Here is a 16,391-nt window from a genome sequence, read left to right as displayed (position 1 = left end):
TAATATGCAAATATAGTATTATTAAGAGTCGGTTTGGTGCAATCTTGAATATTTTTTGAACCGCTAAACAGAAATTATTCAGGAATTTATAGTAAGTTTGCTCTGCTAATCGCAAGAAATGGTTCAGAGAAAGATCATACACATTGACATGGACGCCTTCTACGCATCCGTAGAACAGCGTGATCATCCGGAGCTTCGGGGAAAACCTCTGGCAGTCGGTCATGCCGAAGAAAGAGGAGTAGTAGCTGCTGCCAGCTATGAAGCCCGGCGTTACGGTGTCCGTTCTGCGATGTCCTCACAGAAGGCAAAGCGCCTTTGTCCTCAGTTAATTTTCGTACCGGGCAGAATGGATGTCTATAAGTCCGTTTCCCGACAGATACATGAAATCTTTCATGAATATACCGATATCATTGAACCGCTTTCTTTGGATGAGGCTTTCCTGGATGTGACGGAGAACAAGAAGGGTATTTCTTTGGCTGTGGATATAGCGAAGGAAATAAAGCAGAAGATTCGCGACCAGTTGAATCTTGTTGCATCTGCCGGGATTTCTTATAATAAGTTTCTTGCCAAAATAGCTTCGGATTATCGTAAACCGGACGGGTTGTGTACCATTCATCCGGAACAGGCACTCGAGTTCATCGCCCGTCTGCCTATTGAATCCTTTTGGGGAGTGGGACCTGTCACGGCAAAGAGAATGCATCTGTTGGGAATCCGTAACGGGCTTCAACTGCGGAAATGTTCATTGGAGACATTGACCGCGCATTTTGGCAAAGTAGGATCACTTTATTACGAATGTGCACGAGGGATCGACGAACGTCCTGTGGAAGCGGTTCGTATTCGTAAATCTATCGGGTGCGAGCGTACATTGGAACGGGATATTTCCTCCCGTTCATCTGTTATTATCGAACTATATCACATGGCGGTAGAACTGATAGAACGACTGCAACGAAAAGAGTTCAAGGGAAACACTCTGACGCTGAAAATCAAGTTCCATGATTTTAGTCAGATCACCCGCAGTATCACCCAGTCGCAGGAGTTGACGACGCTGGACCGCGTGCTTCCACTCGCCAAGGAATTATTGAAAACAGTGGAATATGAGCAACATCCGATCCGCCTTATCGGACTTTCCGTTTCCAATCCGAAAGAAGAAGCCGATGAGCAACACGGGGTCTGGGAACAGCTCAGTTTCGAGTTCAGTGACTGGGAATAAAACAGAGCCTCTATTTCATTCAAACAGAGCCTCTATTTACCCCAAACAGAGCCTCTGTTTTACTCAAATAGAGCCTCTGTTTTTTGCAGGATAAAATCTCGCTTTTATGGCTTGAATACTTAATTTAAGCTTTCTGTGAGTACAATTCTTGAACTCTGTACTATTTTGTCATCAGGTTCGTATGATTTGTTCACCTCGTTTTTAGGGAGATGCGCTATCTTTGCCATACTTAAATGAACAAAATACCATGAATCGAATGAAACATTTACTTTGTTTTCTTCTGGTTGCAACTTTGGGAAGTCTTTCTTTCAAAGCCAATGCTTACACCGAACGAAATATGCTGCAAAAAGCGGCTGATGAAGCTACGTTGAAAAACGTATTAGTAATGAAACAAGCTTGGGTGCCTTACCCGGCTTATACCGATCGGGCAGCCTGGGATTCGTTAATGGGGCCTAACAAGCAACGTCTTATCGCAGCCGGTGAGAAACTTCTCGATTATAAATGGAAACTGATTCCTGCCACTGCTTATCTGGAATACGAACGTAGTGGTAATCGTAAAGTAATGGAAGCTCCTTATGACGCCAACCGCCAGGCATTGAATGCGTTGATGCTTGCTGAACTGGCCGAAGGAAAGGGACGTTTTATCGACCAGTTATTAAACGGAGCTTACATGAGCTGCGAGATGAATTCATGGGTTTTGTCTGCACATTTGCCTCGCCAGAGCAGTAAACGTTCACTTCCTGATTTCCGCGAACAGATTATCGATCTTGGTTCCGGTGGTTATGGTGCTTTAATGGCATGGGTACACTATTTTTTCCGTAAACCGTTCGACAAAATTAATCCCGTGGTGTCTCTTCAAATACGTAAAGCTATTAAAGAACGCATTCTCGATCCTTATATGAATGATGATGATATGTGGTGGATGGCTTTCAACTGGCGGCCGGGAGAGATTATCAACAACTGGAATCCATGGTGTAACTCCAATGCGCTGCAATGTTTCTTATTAATGGAGAACAACAAGGATAAACTGGTCAAAGCCGTTTACCGTTCGATGAAATCGGTGGATAAGTTCATAAACTTTGTGAAATCCGACGGGGCTTGTGAAGAAGGAACTTCCTACTGGGGACACGCAGCCGGTAAACTTTATGATTATCTTCAGATTCTTTCTGACGGTACGGGTGGCAAAATATCCTTGTTTCAGGAACCGATGATTCGCCGAATGGGTGAATATATGTCACGCTCTTATGTTGGCAATGGCTGGGTCGTAAACTTTGCCGATGCATCTGCACAAGGCGGGGGTGATCCTTTATTGATCTATCGTTTCGGTAAGGCTGTGAACAGTGAGGAGATGATACATTTTGCCGCTTATCTATTGAATGGCAGAAAGCCGTATGCTACAATGGGTAATGATGCTTTCCGTTCTCTCCAGTCCCTGCTTTGCTGTAATGATCTTGCCAAAGCCACCCCTAAACATGAGATGCCGGACGTGACTTGGTATCCCGAAACGGAATTCTGCTATATGAAGAATAAACATGGAATGTTTGTAGCAGCCAAAGGAGGGTTCAATAACGAAAGCCACAATCATAATGATGCGGGCACATTCTCTTTGTATGTGAATACGATTCCCGTATTGATTGACGCCGGCGTGGGCACATATACCAAACAGACATTCGGAAAGGACCGCTATAAGATTTGGACGATGCAGAGTGATTATCATAACTTGCCGATGATTAACGGGATATCGCAGAAATTCGGTCAGGACTATAAGGCTACCAATACGGTGTGTAATGAGAAGAATCGCTTTTTCTCTACTGATATAGCTGCTGCCTATCCGGCAGAAGCGAAAGTAAAAAGCTGGGTTCGTTCTTATAAACTGGATGACCGTAAGTTGGTGGTGGCCGACAACTATACATTAAATGAAGTGCTGGCGCCTAATCAGGTAAACTTCCTGACTTGGGGAAATGTTACATTTCCGTCGCCGGGCAAAGTGCGTATCGAAGTCAGAGGACAGAAGGTGGAACTGGACTATCCGGCTCAATTTAAAGCCGAACTGGAAACTGTCAAGTTAGATGATCCGCGCCTGTCTAATGTATGGGGTGAGGAGATTTACCGGATCACACTGAAAGCAGAAGAAAAGAAAATGACCGGGAATTATAAATTTGTCATTCAACAAGTAAAATAAGAAAGAATAGAAATTGAGATATTAACAATTAAATTGCTATAAGATGAAGAAAGTATTATTTGCCGGCCTTTTGGCTATCGCGGGAGTAAGCGTAAGTGCTCAAAATCTGATTAAAAACGAAAAGTTTGCTACCGAAGTGAAAACTAAAGTAACTAACGCCAACAAGGCTACCGCAGGAGAATGGTTTATTATGAATAATGAAGCTGACGGAGCGACTACCATTGTTTGGGAACAGACAGGAGACGCCAAGTATCCGAATGCCATGAAGATTGACAACTCCGGAGCCGAAAAGAATATTTCCTGGTACAAGGCATTCTTGGGACAGCGTGTTACCGACGGTCTGGAAAAGGGTATCTATGTTCTCACTTTCTATGCAAAAGCTAAGGAAGCCGGCACTCCGGTAAGTGTATATATCAAGCAGACGAATGAGGAAAAGAATGATAACGGTAAGTACAACACTACTTTCTTCATGCGTAGAGATTATGATGCGGACGCTCAACCAAACGCTTCGGGTGCACAATATAACTTCAAGATTAAGGATGCTGATAAATGGACTAAAGTAGTGGTTTACTATGATATGGGACAGGTGGTGAATGCTATCAGCAGTAAGAAATCAAATGCCAATCTGGAAGTATCCGATACTGATGATGATGCGGCTATCCTGAAAGATTGTTATGTAGCTATCCTTTCCCTAGGTAAAGGTGGTGTGGTAGAAATCAGTGATGTGACGCTGAAAAAGAAATAAAAGAAAAAAGGGTTTAATAGTGGGTTAATAAGAAAATAGGGCGGTGAAGTAATACTACTTTTCCGCCCTGTTTTTTCCAACTAAGTCTATAAGAATTTGCCCGATACGTTTTATCGGATTCCGAGTTTCTGTTTCAATTCCTTCGGTAGGGAGTCTTTGTGTACCATAACGCAGATAGTCTTGGCACGTACATAGCTTTCCGACATATTCAGGTAACCGCCGGACTTGTTACTTTCTGCTCCCCAGGAGTTCTTGGTAATATAATATTTAGTACCGTTCTGATCTTTTGCAATGCCGGTGATATGCATTAAATGGTCGTCGGTAGTTACAAACTTTTCATAGCCTTCCTGACGGATTTCAGGTGTTACGGCGATTTCCGGATAAGGGTGCTCAAACTTAAACACTTCGTCCAGGCGTTGATATTTCGGCATACTTTCAAAACGGGCGCGATCGGTAGTAGAGTAATCTTTTACGTCTTCCACTTGTGGATTGATAGCAACTCCGTTCTTAAAAGAGAAGCCTTGTTCGCTGACATCACCGTCCCAACATACGGTATATCCTTTGTTCAGTGCATAGTCGATAGTTTCAATCAGTTCATCCAACGGAAGATTATACATCGGCTGGTTCTCCCAGTTGTCCGGTACCTCGGGAGAGAACATTTCATAATAAGGTTTGTGGGTGAAGCTGGTCAGTTCTATGTAATCATCCATATTCAGTCCCAGGCTTTCGGTGAAAGACTGCGGTGTATATTCCTTTCCTTTATAAGTGAATTTCTCCGGCAGCTTACCCAAATACGTATCGAACAGATTATTGATAAGTGCATAATATTGCGGAGTACGCTTTTTAGAAGCGATATTTGCGTCTACCAAAGCCTTGAAATAACGTGATAACGCTCCATGGTTATGTTCTTTGTTGCCGTCTATCAAACCGGAGTATGCCTCTTCCGGTACAATTCCTACTTGCTTATAAGCGTTTTTAAAAGTATGTGCCAGGCTTCCCTCGCCGATATTTCCTTTTCCGCGTCGGAGATAATTATCTTCCATTTGGTTCATGTACTTTTGGCGGACGATGAACATCTCTGATAAATCGTATTCTCCTTTCCCCATGCGGAGCAGTTCCGACTCCATAAAAGATGCAGTGGCAAAGCACCAGCAAGTTCCGGTGGACGACTGGTCTTTGACAGGTGTGGCTTTGTGGGATACAACGGTTGTGAATTCATAGCCGGGTGCTTGTGCAAATGAGGCTATGGCAAAGGCGAATACCGCGACCGATATTAATAGTTTCTTCATAATTGATGTGTTTTATTATCTTTAGAGTACAAAAGTATAAAAAAAGCGAGGATACTCGAAAGTTCCTCGCTTTATTTCAATATAATTAGTGTGTTTATTTACATGGCAACCTGCTGTGACAGCAGTTTTTGAAGTTTACCGTTCAGGGTTTGGCACATTGCACCATTTCCCATTGCTTGATAGCGTTTAATACGGTACTGTAACATCATTTTGCATTCTTTTTCATAATTTGTTTCCTCTTTTTTTGCCCTCCACGTTTTGAAGAGCGGTTTTACATCTTGTTTTCTTTATTAACACTGCAAAGATACGAAATGTTTTTGGATTATATGCTGTAAAACATAAAATATTTCTTTTTCTTCTGCTTTTTCTTTTTATAAGAGGTTCGAACACGGTATATATTACAAACCTATTACATACATTTACAAGGACTTGTGCCGTCTTTCTGAAAAAAACTTGTAATTTTGTGAACGTATCTTTTAAGTACGCATAAAATAGCTCACATATTTATTTTATTAAGATATGAATATAAACACACACATTCGACTATTACTTGTTCCGATTCTATCGGTTGTATTGTTTTCCTGTGGTGAATCTCACTTTCTGAAGGAGGAGGCTTACCGGAATCAGGTGTTTCAGGATTTTGAACAGAAGCAGAGGGCACTTCCTCATGGAGATTTGTTCGCAATCTTTTCCGATTCGACTTTGACTCTTTCCGAGCGTGAAGCTCTGATGTTTTTGTATGCCTATATGCCGATAGGGGATATTACGGATTATTCCGGAAATTACTATCTGGAGAATCTTCGTCTTTCCGAGCAGGCCCGTAACGAAATGTCTTGGGGAAAAAACGTCACCGATGAATTATTCCGGCATTTTGTTCTGCCTATCCGGGTGAATAATGAGAATCTGGATGATTCGCGAAAAGTGTTTTATGGAGAATTGAAAGAGAGGGTGAAAGGCCTTTCTATGAAAGATGCAATTCTGGAAGTGAACCATTGGTGTCATGAGAAGGTGGTGTATCGTCCGAGTGACGCCCGCACTAGTTCGCCTTTGGCTTCAGTAAAGACGGCATACGGGCGTTGTGGGGAAGAATCCACTTTTACTGTTGCCGCATTGCGTTCCGTTGGGATTCCTGCGCGTCAGGTTTATACTCCCCGTTGGGCACATACCGATGATAACCATGCGTGGGTAGAGGCTTGGGCAGACGGTGAATGGTATTTCTTCGGGGCTTGCGAACCGGAACCGGTCTTGAATCTGGGTTGGTTTAATGCGCCTGCAAGTCGTGGAATGCTGATGCATACCAAGGTATTCGGACGTTATAACGGTCCGGAGGAGATTATGCTCGAAACTCCTAACTATACTGAAATCAATGTAATAGGGAATTATGCTCCGACGGCAAAAGCCGTGGTGACGGTGACAGATGCGAATGGGAAACCTGTTTCCGGAGCCAAAGTTGATTTTAAGGTGTACAATTATGCCGAGTTTTATACGGTAGCTACCAAATACACTGGTACCGACGGCCGGGCATCGTTGACAGCCGGTAAAGGAGATATGTTGGTATGGGCTTCCGCTGGCGGGGCATTCGGCTTTTCTAAGTTGTCTTTTGGTAAAGAAGATACTTTGAATTTGGTTTTAGATAAGAAAGGAGGAGAAGCATATACATTGGATTTGGATATCACTCCTCCGGTTGAAGGAGCCAATTTGCCTGAAGTAACTCCGGAACAGCGTGCCGAAAATGATCTTCGTTTGGCTAAGGAGGATTCTATTCGTAATGCGTATGTTGCCACGATGCTGACGGAAGAACGTGCAAAAACTGCGTTGGCTTCGTTTCAACAAGAAGGTATTGCCGATACGGAACAGTTTGTGAAAATGTTGGTCGCTTCGCGGGGAAACTATCAGACGTTACTTGATTTCCGGAAGTCGGCAACCGAATGTGATAGAGAAGGACTTGCTTTGCCCTTATTACAACAACTTTCTGCAAAGGACTGGAGGGATGTCTCTTTGGAAGTATTGGAAGACCATTTGAAGAATGCTCCTGATCCTCAGGAAACGGACTTATGGGCATGTGCGGAGATTGCCAATCCACGTGTAGAGAATGAAATGTTGACACCTTACCGTTCTTTTTTCAAGAAAGTCATTTCAAAGGAAGAAGCAGGGGAGTTTATAAAAGAACCGATACGGTTGGTAGAATGGTGTAAGAAGGAAATCCAAATCAATAATGAGTTGAATTCGCAGCGTATACCTATGTCGCCGATAGGAGTGTGGAAAGCGCGTGTAGCAGATGAAAAGTCGCGTGATATCTTCTTTGTGGCAATGGCACGTACTTTAGGTATACCTGCCCGGATAGATAAGGTGACAGGGAAAGTGCAGTATACTGATAAGGAGGGACATACTTTTGATGTGAATTTCTCTACAAGTTCTCCTGTACAGGCCACTACCGGCATATTGCGTGCTGCTTATAAACCTATTGCCTCATTGCCCGATCCGAAGTATTATTCTCATTTTACGCTTTCCAAGTTCAAAGACGGGGTATTCCAACTGTTGAATTATGATGAGGGGGATGTAGATATGGGAAAAGGTGCTACGTGGGCGAATCTTCTAAAGAATGGAGCAAAACTGGATTCTGGGTATTATATGTTAGTCACCGGAAGCCGTATGGCAAGTGGTGCAGTGCTTTCCAATATCACTTTCTTTAATGTGAAACCGGAAGCGACTACCGATATTGAATTGGTGATGAGAGAAAGCAAAGAACAGGTACAGGTGATTGGAAATTTTGATTCGGAATCGCTCTATCGTCCGTTAGGAGATGAAGAAATACAATCAACATCACAAAGTATTCTACAAACTTGTGGAAGGGGATATTTTGTTGTCGGTGTGTTGGGAGTAGGGCAGGAACCTACCAACCATGCTTTGAGAGACATTGCTGCTTTGGGCAGTGAGTTTGAGAAATGGGGTAGAAAGATTGTTCTTCTTTTCCCCTCCGAGGAACAATACAAGAAGTTTCATCCTGCGGAGTTTCAGGGACTACCTTCTACTATTGCTTATGGGGTAGATATAGACAATCGTATCCAAAATCAGATTGCTAAGTCGATGAATCTTTCTAATTCGGATATTCTTCCTATGTTTATTATTGCCGATACGTTCAACCGGGTGGTCTTTGTATCTCAAGGATATACTATCGGACTGGGAGAACAACTGATGAAAACCATTCACGGGTTGTAGAAAAATGTAGGATAGGAAGGTAGTAATGTAGTGTGACAGAATGCAATATTCGTTAATTCTCTCTATCGGGCGCACTTTTGTGCGAATTAATTGTTACGTTTGTAGGAGAGTTATTATGAAGTATCTATTGTGCATACTGTCACTTGCATTTTTACTTGTTGGAGTAGGTTTGTTCTCCAATGAAGAAGACTTGCAGGGATTTCGGGAAGAAACCGGAGTCCCGGTTCTTTGTGACGTCTCGCCTACCGGATTTTCTTCGGCACCTGCGGAACATTATGATTTCGGTATATTGACTACTTTTTCTCTTCCAAGAAACGTATCTCCTGTCCGTACACTGAAATTTAATGATATACCTACGATTGTACAGTTGTTGAGTTCTAGAACTTTCCGTCTATCCGAAGATAAAAGGAAAATTATATATTCAGATACTGACTATTTAAAGTATTCCAATAGGTATTATATCTATACCTTAGCCCATATCTTGATTTAGCCCTTCTTTGCCATAAGTATTCCTGAGAATTTGTGCAAATATGTTTAGCAGGTTCGGATTATATTCATTTTCCGGACGTGTCTTGTTTGTGCATAAATGATTGTACAACTAGTTTTTATATTACTATGATTCATTTATTATTATCCACATTGGCTATGATGGGGTTAACCTTTCTCATAGGCTTCTTTGTCGCGGCAGTTATCAAACTGATTGCTTATGCTGCCGATTCGTTTGACTTTTATAGTTCCCACAAGCTGGAGCTAATCCGCCTTCATCGCTGGCGGCAGCATCGTCAGAAAGTGGAGAAACTTGTCAGACAGATACCGCTTGAAGCAGAAGAAGCATTGGGGGATTATCGTGAAGACTTCAGCCGTGGTATCAACCGTAACTTTACCGGTTACGCCGGTTATTATCATGGTGTAAGTCACGGAGCTTCGGATGAAACTCTGCTGGACTATTATTATCCGCGGGATACCCGTGAATTCTTTCTCAAGGAAGAAGAACGGGCACATATCAACAAGAAAAACTCAAAGAAACCTACTGCTAACAAACAATAAAAAGACACTTATTTATGGAAAATATAGATTTCGCGACCTTATTTCAAGGCATTGGCACAATGATGGCGAGCGGTTGGTTCCTCGCTTCTGCCAGAATCTTTCTGGTACTTCTCGGTTTACTGCTTATCTATCTAGGCTGGAAAGGAGTGCTTGAACCTATGGTTATGATCCCAATGGGGTTGGGAATGGTAGCTATCAACTGCGGGACACTGATTATGCCCGACGGCACATTAGGCAACCTTTTTCTCGATCCGATGCTTTCGGACACGGATGCACTGATGAATACGATGCAGATAGACTTTCTACAACCTGTCTACACCCTTACATTCAGTAACGGACTGATAGCCTGTTTTGTCTTTATGGGGATCGGAACCCTGCTGGATGTAGGCTTCCTGCTTCAGAAACCCTTTGCTAGTATATTCCTTGCTTTGTGTGCCGAACTGGGTACCTTCCTGACGGTGCCTATCGCTGCTGCTCTCGGACTGACTTTAAAAGAAAGTGCTTCTGTTGCTATGGTAGGAGGTGCTGACGGTCCAATGGTATTGTTTACTTCGCTGGCATTGGCAAAGCATTTGTTTGTTCCCATTACCGTAGTTGCCTATCTGTATTTGGGGTTGACGTATGGGGGGTATCCTTATCTGGTGAAATTGTTAGTACCAAAACGGTTCCGTGCCATTAAAATGGTAACGAAAAAGGCTCCGAAGAATTATGACGCTAAAGTGAAGCTGGCTTTCTCGGCTGTTCTTTGTGCTGTTCTCTGTTTCTTGTTTCCGGTTGCTTCTCCTTTGTTCTTCTCTTTGTTTCTGGGGGTTGCCGTTCGCGAATCGGGCATGAAACATATATATGATTTTGTTAGTGGTCCGTTACTTTATGGTTCTACCTTTATGTTAGGACTTTTGTTGGGTGTACTTTGCGACGCCCACCTGTTGCTTGATCCTAAAATCTTGAAGTTACTAGTTCTGGGTATTGTAGCACTGTTGCTTTCCGGCATCGGAGGGATTATCGGTGGTTATATCATGTATTTCATCAAACGCGGCAATTATAATCCGGTGATTGGTATTGCAGCTGTTAGCTGTGTTCCCACTACGGCTAAAGTTGCCCAGAAGATCGTGAGCAAGGATAATCCGGACTCATTTGTTCTGGGCGATGCTTTGGGCGCTAATATTTCCGGAGTGATTACTTCGGCTATTATCACAGGTATTTATATCACGGTCATTCCTTATTTGTAGCTTGAATCGTATCCATAACTCTCCGGGCGGTAGTTACGTTTCGTTCGTATTCGTCGATATGTACAGTGCCGCCCATGGATACTGATTCATTTTTATAATTCATTCCGCTTTTGATGTTTTCACGTGCAGAGAAATGAAATTCCCGTATCCCTGTTTCCGAGGCGATTCGATGAATATTCTTTTCATTGACGCCGCATCCTGCAAGTAGGATAATCCTTCCTGCCGCTTGCTCTTGTAATTCTTTGAGCAAAGGGATGCCTGATTCGGCAGTTGGTTGTTGACCGGAAGTGAGAATACGATTGCAGCCAAGTGCAATGATTTGTTCCAGTGCTTTCTTCGGATCACGACAAACGTCAAAAGCCCTGTGGAAAGTAACGGACAATCCTTGTGCTGCCTTCATTAACTCTTGCATGATAGTAAGATCAATTTCTCCTTCGGCAGTTAAACAACCAAATACGACCCCGTCAGCTTTCAGCTGTTTGGCCATTTCTATATCTTTCAGCATTGCCTTTACTTCGATAGGAGAGTAGAGGAAGTCACCGCCCCGGGGACGGATAATGACGTGCAAACGAGTTGCATCGAGAACCTCACGTGCTACGGAGATTTCTCCATAAGAAGGAGTTGTTCCGCCTTCCGGAATGCCTGCGCATAGTTCTACCCGGTTGGCTCCGCCTTTTTGTGCTGCCAGACAGCTTTCTACTGAATTGGCACAAACTTCGAATTGAAACTTATTCATAGATTGATGTTTACGGGGTAAAAATGAATAATCTGCTAAGTATTAATTACAGTGTATATTAAAAGAGGGCGAATTGCTTCGCCCTCTTCATCTATTGAATCCTTTTTTGTATTCTGATTTTTATTTAGCGAAGCTAACCGCACGTGTTTCACGAATTACGGTAATCTTCACTTGTCCCGGATAAGTCATCTCATCCTGGATTTTCTTAGCGATTTCGCCGGACAGGCTTTCTGTCTGCTTGTCGTCAATCTTATCCGCACCAACGATAACGCGGAGTTCGCGTCCTGCCTGGATTGCATAAGTCTTGGTTACACCCGGATAAGACATCGCCAATTGTTCGAGATCATTCAGACGCTTGATATAAGCCTCTACGATTTCGCGGCGTGCTCCCGGACGTGCACCGGATATAGCATCACAAACCTGTACGATAGGAGCCAACAGACTCGTCATTTCCGTCTCATCGTGGTGAGCACCGATAGCGTTGCAGATGTCCGGTTTCTCTTTGTATTTCTCTGCGAGTTTCATACCCAGCAATGCGTGTGGCAATTCCGGCTCTTCATCAGGCACTTTACCTATATCATGCAACAATCCGGCACGTTTCGCCTTCTTCGGGTTCAGACCCAGTTCCGATGCCATTACAGCGCAGAGATTGGCTGTCTCACGTGCATGTTGCAACAGGTTCTGTCCATATGAAGAACGATATTTCATTTTACCGATAATACGGATCAGTTCAGGATGCAGACCATGGATACCAAGGTCGATCGTTGTACGTTTACCGGTTTCTATGATTTCTTCTTCTACTTGTTTACGTACTTTAGCCACTACTTCTTCGATGCGTGCGGGGTGGATACGTCCGTCGGTCACAAGCTGATGCAGTGCCAGACGGGCAATTTCACGTCGAACTGGGTCGAATGCGGAAAGAACGATTGCTTCCGGAGTATCATCAACAACGATTTCCACACCGGTGGCTGCTTCCAAAGCACGGATATTACGTCCTTCACGTCCGATGATACGTCCTTTGATTTCATCCGATTCGATATGGAATACCGTTACGGAGTTTTCGATTGCAGTTTCCGTAGCTACCCGTTGGATAGACTGGATAACGATACGTTTTGCTTCTTTGCTGGCAGTCAGTTTGGCATCATCCATAATATCGTTGATGAATGATTGAGCCTGCGTTTTGGCTTCTTCTTTCAGTGATTCTACCAGACGTTCTTTTGCTTCTTCGGCAGACAGTCCGGAGATTGTTTCCAGTTTCTCGATTTCCTGCTGTTGCAGTTTGTCCAGTTCCTCTTTCTTTTTGTCAACAATAACAAGCTGCGCTTCCAGGTTTTCTTTTACAGCTTCGGCTTCCATTTTCTTGCGCTGGATTTCCTCCTGACGCTGGCTGAGTACCATTTCACGCTGTTTCAATTTGTTTTCCGCCTGCTGGATCTTCTGATTACGCAGTGCCACTTCCTTTTCCAAATCCGCCTTTTTGTTCAGGAATTTCTCCTTCACTTCCAGCAGCTTGTTTTTCTTAATTACTTCAGCTTCCGTCTCCGCTTCTTTCAGGACATTGTCGTATTTGGATTTCAGTGCATACCGGAATAGTATGTATGAAAGTAATCCTCCTACGATGAAGCAAGCAATTGCTGTTGCTATTATTGCTATCATTCTACATTTAATTTAAATATATAAATAAAAACGCACCGCCAAATATCCAAGCAGGGCTTTGCTTGGATATTGTGCAGTGCGTGGTTGTTTCTCTCTTATCAGCGAATGGCCGGTCGTTCTTATTCCTCTTTAAAATAATCTTCCAGCAATTCAGTTAGTTCTTTTACCTTCTCCACATAGGGGCTGGTATCGTTACGTTGCATTAATTGCAGTTTCTCTAACGAGAACTGATAGGCTACCATGGCAATAATTTTTTCCGGTTCCAGATTTTTGTATACTTCCCGGTACTTATTAAGCCTGATATTTACCTGCTTGGCGGCTTCCCGTACCGTTTGTTCTTCCTCTCGGTTGATGGTTAACGGGTAGTTTGAGTCTGCTATTTGCAGGTTTATTTTTATCTTATCGTTCATACATCTCCTTCTTTATTCATTCAACAAAGCGATGCATTTATCGACTTCACGCACTAATTTTGACAATCGCAACTTCGTCTCTTTTACGTCGCTGCCGTTAAGGGTGATTGCCGTAGCTGTCTTTAGGTTCGTATAGCTGACTTCCAATTCATCGTATTGAGCCTGTACCTTCTCGTTTTTTAGCTTTTCCATATCAAGAAGCTTCTTCAATTCGGCATTTTCACGCTTTAATTCATCGTGGATATATATCAAATGCCGTAGTTGCGTTTCAAAGGTTTTCAATAACTTTTTTTCTTCTTCTGTCATCACTACACCAAAATTGTACACAAAAATACGATTAACTCTGATATTACAAAAACTTTTCGGGATAAAATGTTCTTTTTAGTTCAAAATAGTATATTCGGTATCTATTGTTAATGGTATTTTGAGCAGATTTTGTACTGTATTGAATTGTCATTTTCCTTCTTTATTAATAAATATAGGTATGGGTCATTTTGGCGGAATCTGTTTTGAGATGAATGATTGTGATATTGAAGTGACCAACACATCAGAAGAAAAAAATATTTATATCTTTGCAAAGTTTCTAGTGACATAAGAAACAGTAATAGTAATCTATTTTTGGAAACGTATTATGTTGAAGATATTAGTAACTTACGCCGTCCAAGGCGAATTTGTGGAAATAAAGTGGCCTGATGTAGAACCTTATTACATCCGCACAGGTATTGGTAAAGTAAAATCAGCCTTTCATCTGGCTGAGGCTATTCGTCAGGTGCAACCCGACTTGGTTTTAAATATCGGAAGTGCGGGGGCTGTCAATCATCAGGTTGGGGATATTTTTGTCTGCCGGAAGTTTGTAGACCGTGATATGCAGAAGCTGGCAGGTCTGGGAATCGAATGCGAAATCGATTCTGCAGCTTTGCTCGAAGCGAAAGGTTATTGCAGGCACTGGACGGAGAATGGAACTTGTAATACGGGGGATAGCTTCCTGACAGAACTGACTCACGTCAGCGGAGACGTAGTAGATATGGAAGCCTATGCACAGGCATTTGTCTGCCGTGCCAAGGAAATTCCGTTTATCTCCGTAAAATATGTAACCGATATTATTGGGCAGAACTCCGTAAAACATTGGGAAGATAAACTGGCAGATGCCCGTCAGGGACTTTCCAACTATCTTAATGTCTTGAAAGAGAGAATATGATAAGTGACCCCTGCGGCAATCAACCCCAAGAGAATTTTTACCCATAGCAGAGGAATGAGGAAGAAGATGCAATATAGCATTGTTCCCCACATCAGCACAAGTGAGATAACTTTGGCTCGGAGCGGAATTGCTTTATTCTCGCGGAAGTTACGGATATAAGGACCGAAGTGCCGGTGATTCAGTAACCAGTTATATAATCGTGGCGAACCCTTGAAATAAAGGGCGGCTGTGAGTAACAGAAAAGGAGTCGTGGGCAACAACGGCAGAAAGATACCGAGAATGCCGAGTGCCAGGGAGATGCTTCCTAAAATGATACAGAGAGTTTTCATGCAGCAAAGATAGTGTAAAAACAGGAAAAAAACATCGGATTTGCTGAATGGAAACTCTTTTTATATTACCTTTGTCATTGCATCGAGGTGACATTAGATGCGTATAACCTAAAAAAAGACGTATAACAATGTTTACAGTAATCAAACGTTTGGAGATATCGGCTTCTCATAAGCTGGTGCTCCCGTATCGCAGCAAATGCGCCAGTCTACACGGTCACAACTGGATTATCACTGTCTACTGCCGTTCGGCACGACTCAATGCAGACGGTATGGTGGTAGATTTCACCCGTATTAAAGAAGTGGTCATGGAAAAACTCGACCACCAGAACCTGAATGAAGTACTCCCGTTCAATCCCACCGCAGAGAATATTGCCCGCTGGGTGTGCAAACAGATCCCGCAATGCTATAAAGTAGAGGTACAGGAGTCGGAAGGCAATATTGTCATTTACGAGAAGGACACTGTAAAAGACAATGCCTCGAATGATGTAAAAGACCATTCGGAAGATAAGGAAGAATAAACCATAGCGGACAAAACAAATTAGTGAACGATGAGAAAGATTAATGAAATCTTTTACAGTTTGCAGGGGGAGGGATATTATACCGGGACTCCTGCTATTTTCATCCGTTTCTCCGGATGTAACCTGAAATGTAGCTTTTGCGACACACAGCATGAAGAAGGAACAATGATGACCGATGATGAAATCATCGCCGAAGTTAAGAAATATCCTGCCGTAACCGTTGTCCTTACGGGAGGCGAACCTTCCCTTTGGATAGACGACACCTTGATCGACCGCTTGCATGAAGCCGGTAAATACGTGACCGTAGAAACCAACGGTACGAACCCCTTGCCCGAATCTGTCGACTGGGTGACTTGCTCGCCCAAACAAGGCGTGGAGCTGAAGATCAACCGGATCGATGAAGTGAAAGTAGTCTACGAAGGACAAGATATCAGTATTTTTGAACTACTTCCCGCCGAACATTTTTTCCTCCAGCCTTGTTCTTGTATTAATACTGCTGATACGGTGGATTGCGTCATGCGACATCCCAACTGGAGACTCAGCCTGCAAACGCACAAACTAATTGATATCCGCTAGACACATAGGCGGATGTAGCAGAGGATGCTTATAATTTTTACATAATA

At 43.0% G+C, this 16,391-nt stretch carries 16 protein-coding genes; 10 read left to right on the top strand and 6 right to left on the bottom strand.

The window, feature by feature from the left end; translation table 11 throughout:
- The first annotated feature begins 118 nt into the window (after positions 1 to 118).
- From dinB to BHV72_RS05205, 3 genes are all read left to right on the top strand, one after another.
- Entirely contained in the window at positions 119 to 1,210 is a 1,092-nt protein-coding gene (dinB, locus tag BHV72_RS05215) for a DNA polymerase IV (RefSeq protein ID WP_022042486.1), read from the top strand.
- A 247-nt stretch (positions 1,211 to 1,457) separates the two neighbouring features.
- Positions 1,458 to 3,392, top strand: a complete 1,935-nt coding sequence (locus tag BHV72_RS05210; RefSeq protein ID WP_286855019.1) for a heparinase II/III domain-containing protein — start codon at positions 1,458 to 1,460, stop codon at positions 3,390 to 3,392.
- Positions 3,393 to 3,435: 43 nt separating this feature from the next.
- Positions 3,436 to 4,137 carry a BT4411 family hyaluronic acid-binding protein gene (locus BHV72_RS05205; RefSeq protein ID WP_286855018.1) on the top strand — a complete coding sequence of 234 codons (702 nt, stop codon included), beginning with the start codon at positions 3,436 to 3,438 and terminating at the stop codon, positions 4,135 to 4,137.
- Positions 4,138 to 4,247: 110 nt separating this feature from the next.
- Here the strand turns inward: BHV72_RS05205 and BHV72_RS05200 are convergent, their stop codons facing one another.
- Positions 4,248 to 5,426, bottom strand: a complete 1,179-nt coding sequence (locus BHV72_RS05200; protein ID WP_022042484.1) for a C1 family peptidase — start codon at positions 5,424 to 5,426, stop codon at positions 4,248 to 4,250.
- A 525-nt stretch (positions 5,427 to 5,951) separates the two neighbouring features.
- Here BHV72_RS05200 and BHV72_RS05195 point away from each other — a divergent pair.
- The 4 genes from BHV72_RS05195 to BHV72_RS05180 all read left to right on the top strand — a co-directional run bounded on the left by BHV72_RS05195 (position 5,952) and on the right by BHV72_RS05180 (position 10,921).
- A complete protein-coding gene (locus tag BHV72_RS05195) occupies positions 5,952 to 8,645 on the top strand; it encodes a transglutaminase domain-containing protein (RefSeq protein WP_374938594.1) in 2,694 nt (897 codons plus the stop codon).
- 115 nt (positions 8,646 to 8,760) lie between these two features.
- Positions 8,761 to 9,135 carry a DUF8440 family protein gene (locus BHV72_RS05190; protein WP_229095655.1) on the top strand — a complete coding sequence of 125 codons (375 nt, stop codon included), beginning with the start codon at positions 8,761 to 8,763 and terminating at the stop codon, positions 9,133 to 9,135.
- Positions 9,136 to 9,260: 125 nt separating this feature from the next.
- A complete protein-coding gene (locus tag BHV72_RS05185) occupies positions 9,261 to 9,692 on the top strand; it encodes a hypothetical protein (RefSeq protein ID WP_005679424.1) in 432 nt (143 codons plus the stop codon).
- A 14-nt stretch (positions 9,693 to 9,706) separates the two neighbouring features.
- Complete coding sequence (locus BHV72_RS05180) at positions 9,707 to 10,921, top strand: sodium ion-translocating decarboxylase subunit beta (RefSeq protein WP_005679425.1); 1,215 nt, start codon at positions 9,707 to 9,709, stop codon at positions 10,919 to 10,921.
- On the opposite strand, the gene BHV72_RS05175 is transcribed toward BHV72_RS05180, so the two are convergent.
- The 4 genes from BHV72_RS05175 to BHV72_RS05160 all read right to left on the bottom strand — a co-directional run bounded on the left by BHV72_RS05175 (position 10,905) and on the right by BHV72_RS05160 (position 14,029).
- Entirely contained in the window at positions 10,905 to 11,657 is a 753-nt protein-coding gene (locus tag BHV72_RS05175; RefSeq protein WP_005679426.1) for a copper homeostasis protein CutC, read from the bottom strand. The genes BHV72_RS05180 and BHV72_RS05175 overlap by 17 nt on opposite strands.
- Positions 11,658 to 11,777: 120 nt before the next feature.
- Complete coding sequence (gene rny / locus BHV72_RS05170) at positions 11,778 to 13,313, bottom strand: ribonuclease Y (RefSeq protein ID WP_005679427.1); 1,536 nt, start codon at positions 13,311 to 13,313, stop codon at positions 11,778 to 11,780.
- A 119-nt stretch (positions 13,314 to 13,432) separates the two neighbouring features.
- A complete protein-coding gene (locus BHV72_RS05165) occupies positions 13,433 to 13,723 on the bottom strand; it encodes a cell division protein ZapA (RefSeq protein ID WP_005679428.1) in 291 nt (96 codons plus the stop codon).
- A 12-nt stretch (positions 13,724 to 13,735) separates the two neighbouring features.
- Positions 13,736 to 14,029 (bottom strand): coiled-coil domain-containing protein, encoded by a 294-nt coding sequence (locus BHV72_RS05160; protein ID WP_005679429.1) that lies wholly within the window; start codon positions 14,027 to 14,029, stop codon positions 13,736 to 13,738.
- A 325-nt stretch (positions 14,030 to 14,354) separates the two neighbouring features.
- Here BHV72_RS05160 and BHV72_RS05155 point away from each other — a divergent pair, with 325 nt between their 5' ends.
- On the top strand, positions 14,355 to 14,921 hold the full coding sequence (locus BHV72_RS05155) for a 5'-methylthioadenosine/S-adenosylhomocysteine nucleosidase family protein (protein WP_055172930.1): 567 nt from the start codon (positions 14,355 to 14,357) through the stop codon (positions 14,919 to 14,921).
- Here the strand turns inward: BHV72_RS05155 and BHV72_RS05150 are convergent.
- Positions 14,891 to 15,250 carry a YbaN family protein gene (locus tag BHV72_RS05150; RefSeq protein ID WP_005680267.1) on the bottom strand — a complete coding sequence of 120 codons (360 nt, stop codon included), beginning with the start codon at positions 15,248 to 15,250 and terminating at the stop codon, positions 14,891 to 14,893. The genes BHV72_RS05155 and BHV72_RS05150 overlap by 31 nt on opposite strands.
- A 128-nt stretch (positions 15,251 to 15,378) precedes the next feature.
- Here BHV72_RS05150 and BHV72_RS05145 point away from each other — a divergent pair, with 128 nt between their 5' ends.
- Both BHV72_RS05145 and BHV72_RS05140 read left to right on the top strand, forming a co-directional pair.
- On the top strand, positions 15,379 to 15,768 hold the full coding sequence (locus BHV72_RS05145) for a 6-pyruvoyl trahydropterin synthase family protein (RefSeq protein ID WP_005679433.1): 390 nt from the start codon (positions 15,379 to 15,381) through the stop codon (positions 15,766 to 15,768).
- Between the two features lie 30 nt (positions 15,769 to 15,798).
- Positions 15,799 to 16,344, top strand: a complete 546-nt coding sequence (locus tag BHV72_RS05140; protein WP_122336680.1) for a 7-carboxy-7-deazaguanine synthase QueE — start codon at positions 15,799 to 15,801, stop codon at positions 16,342 to 16,344.
- Positions 16,345 to 16,391: the final 47 nt, after the last annotated feature.

It is taken from the genome of Bacteroides sp. 43_46, from assembly GCF_001915455.1.
Classification (GTDB): Bacteria; Bacteroidota; Bacteroidia; order Bacteroidales; family Bacteroidaceae; genus Bacteroides; species Bacteroides caccae.
The sequence above is the reverse complement of the archived record's forward strand: the minus strand, read 5'-3'. Positions and strand labels throughout refer to the sequence as shown.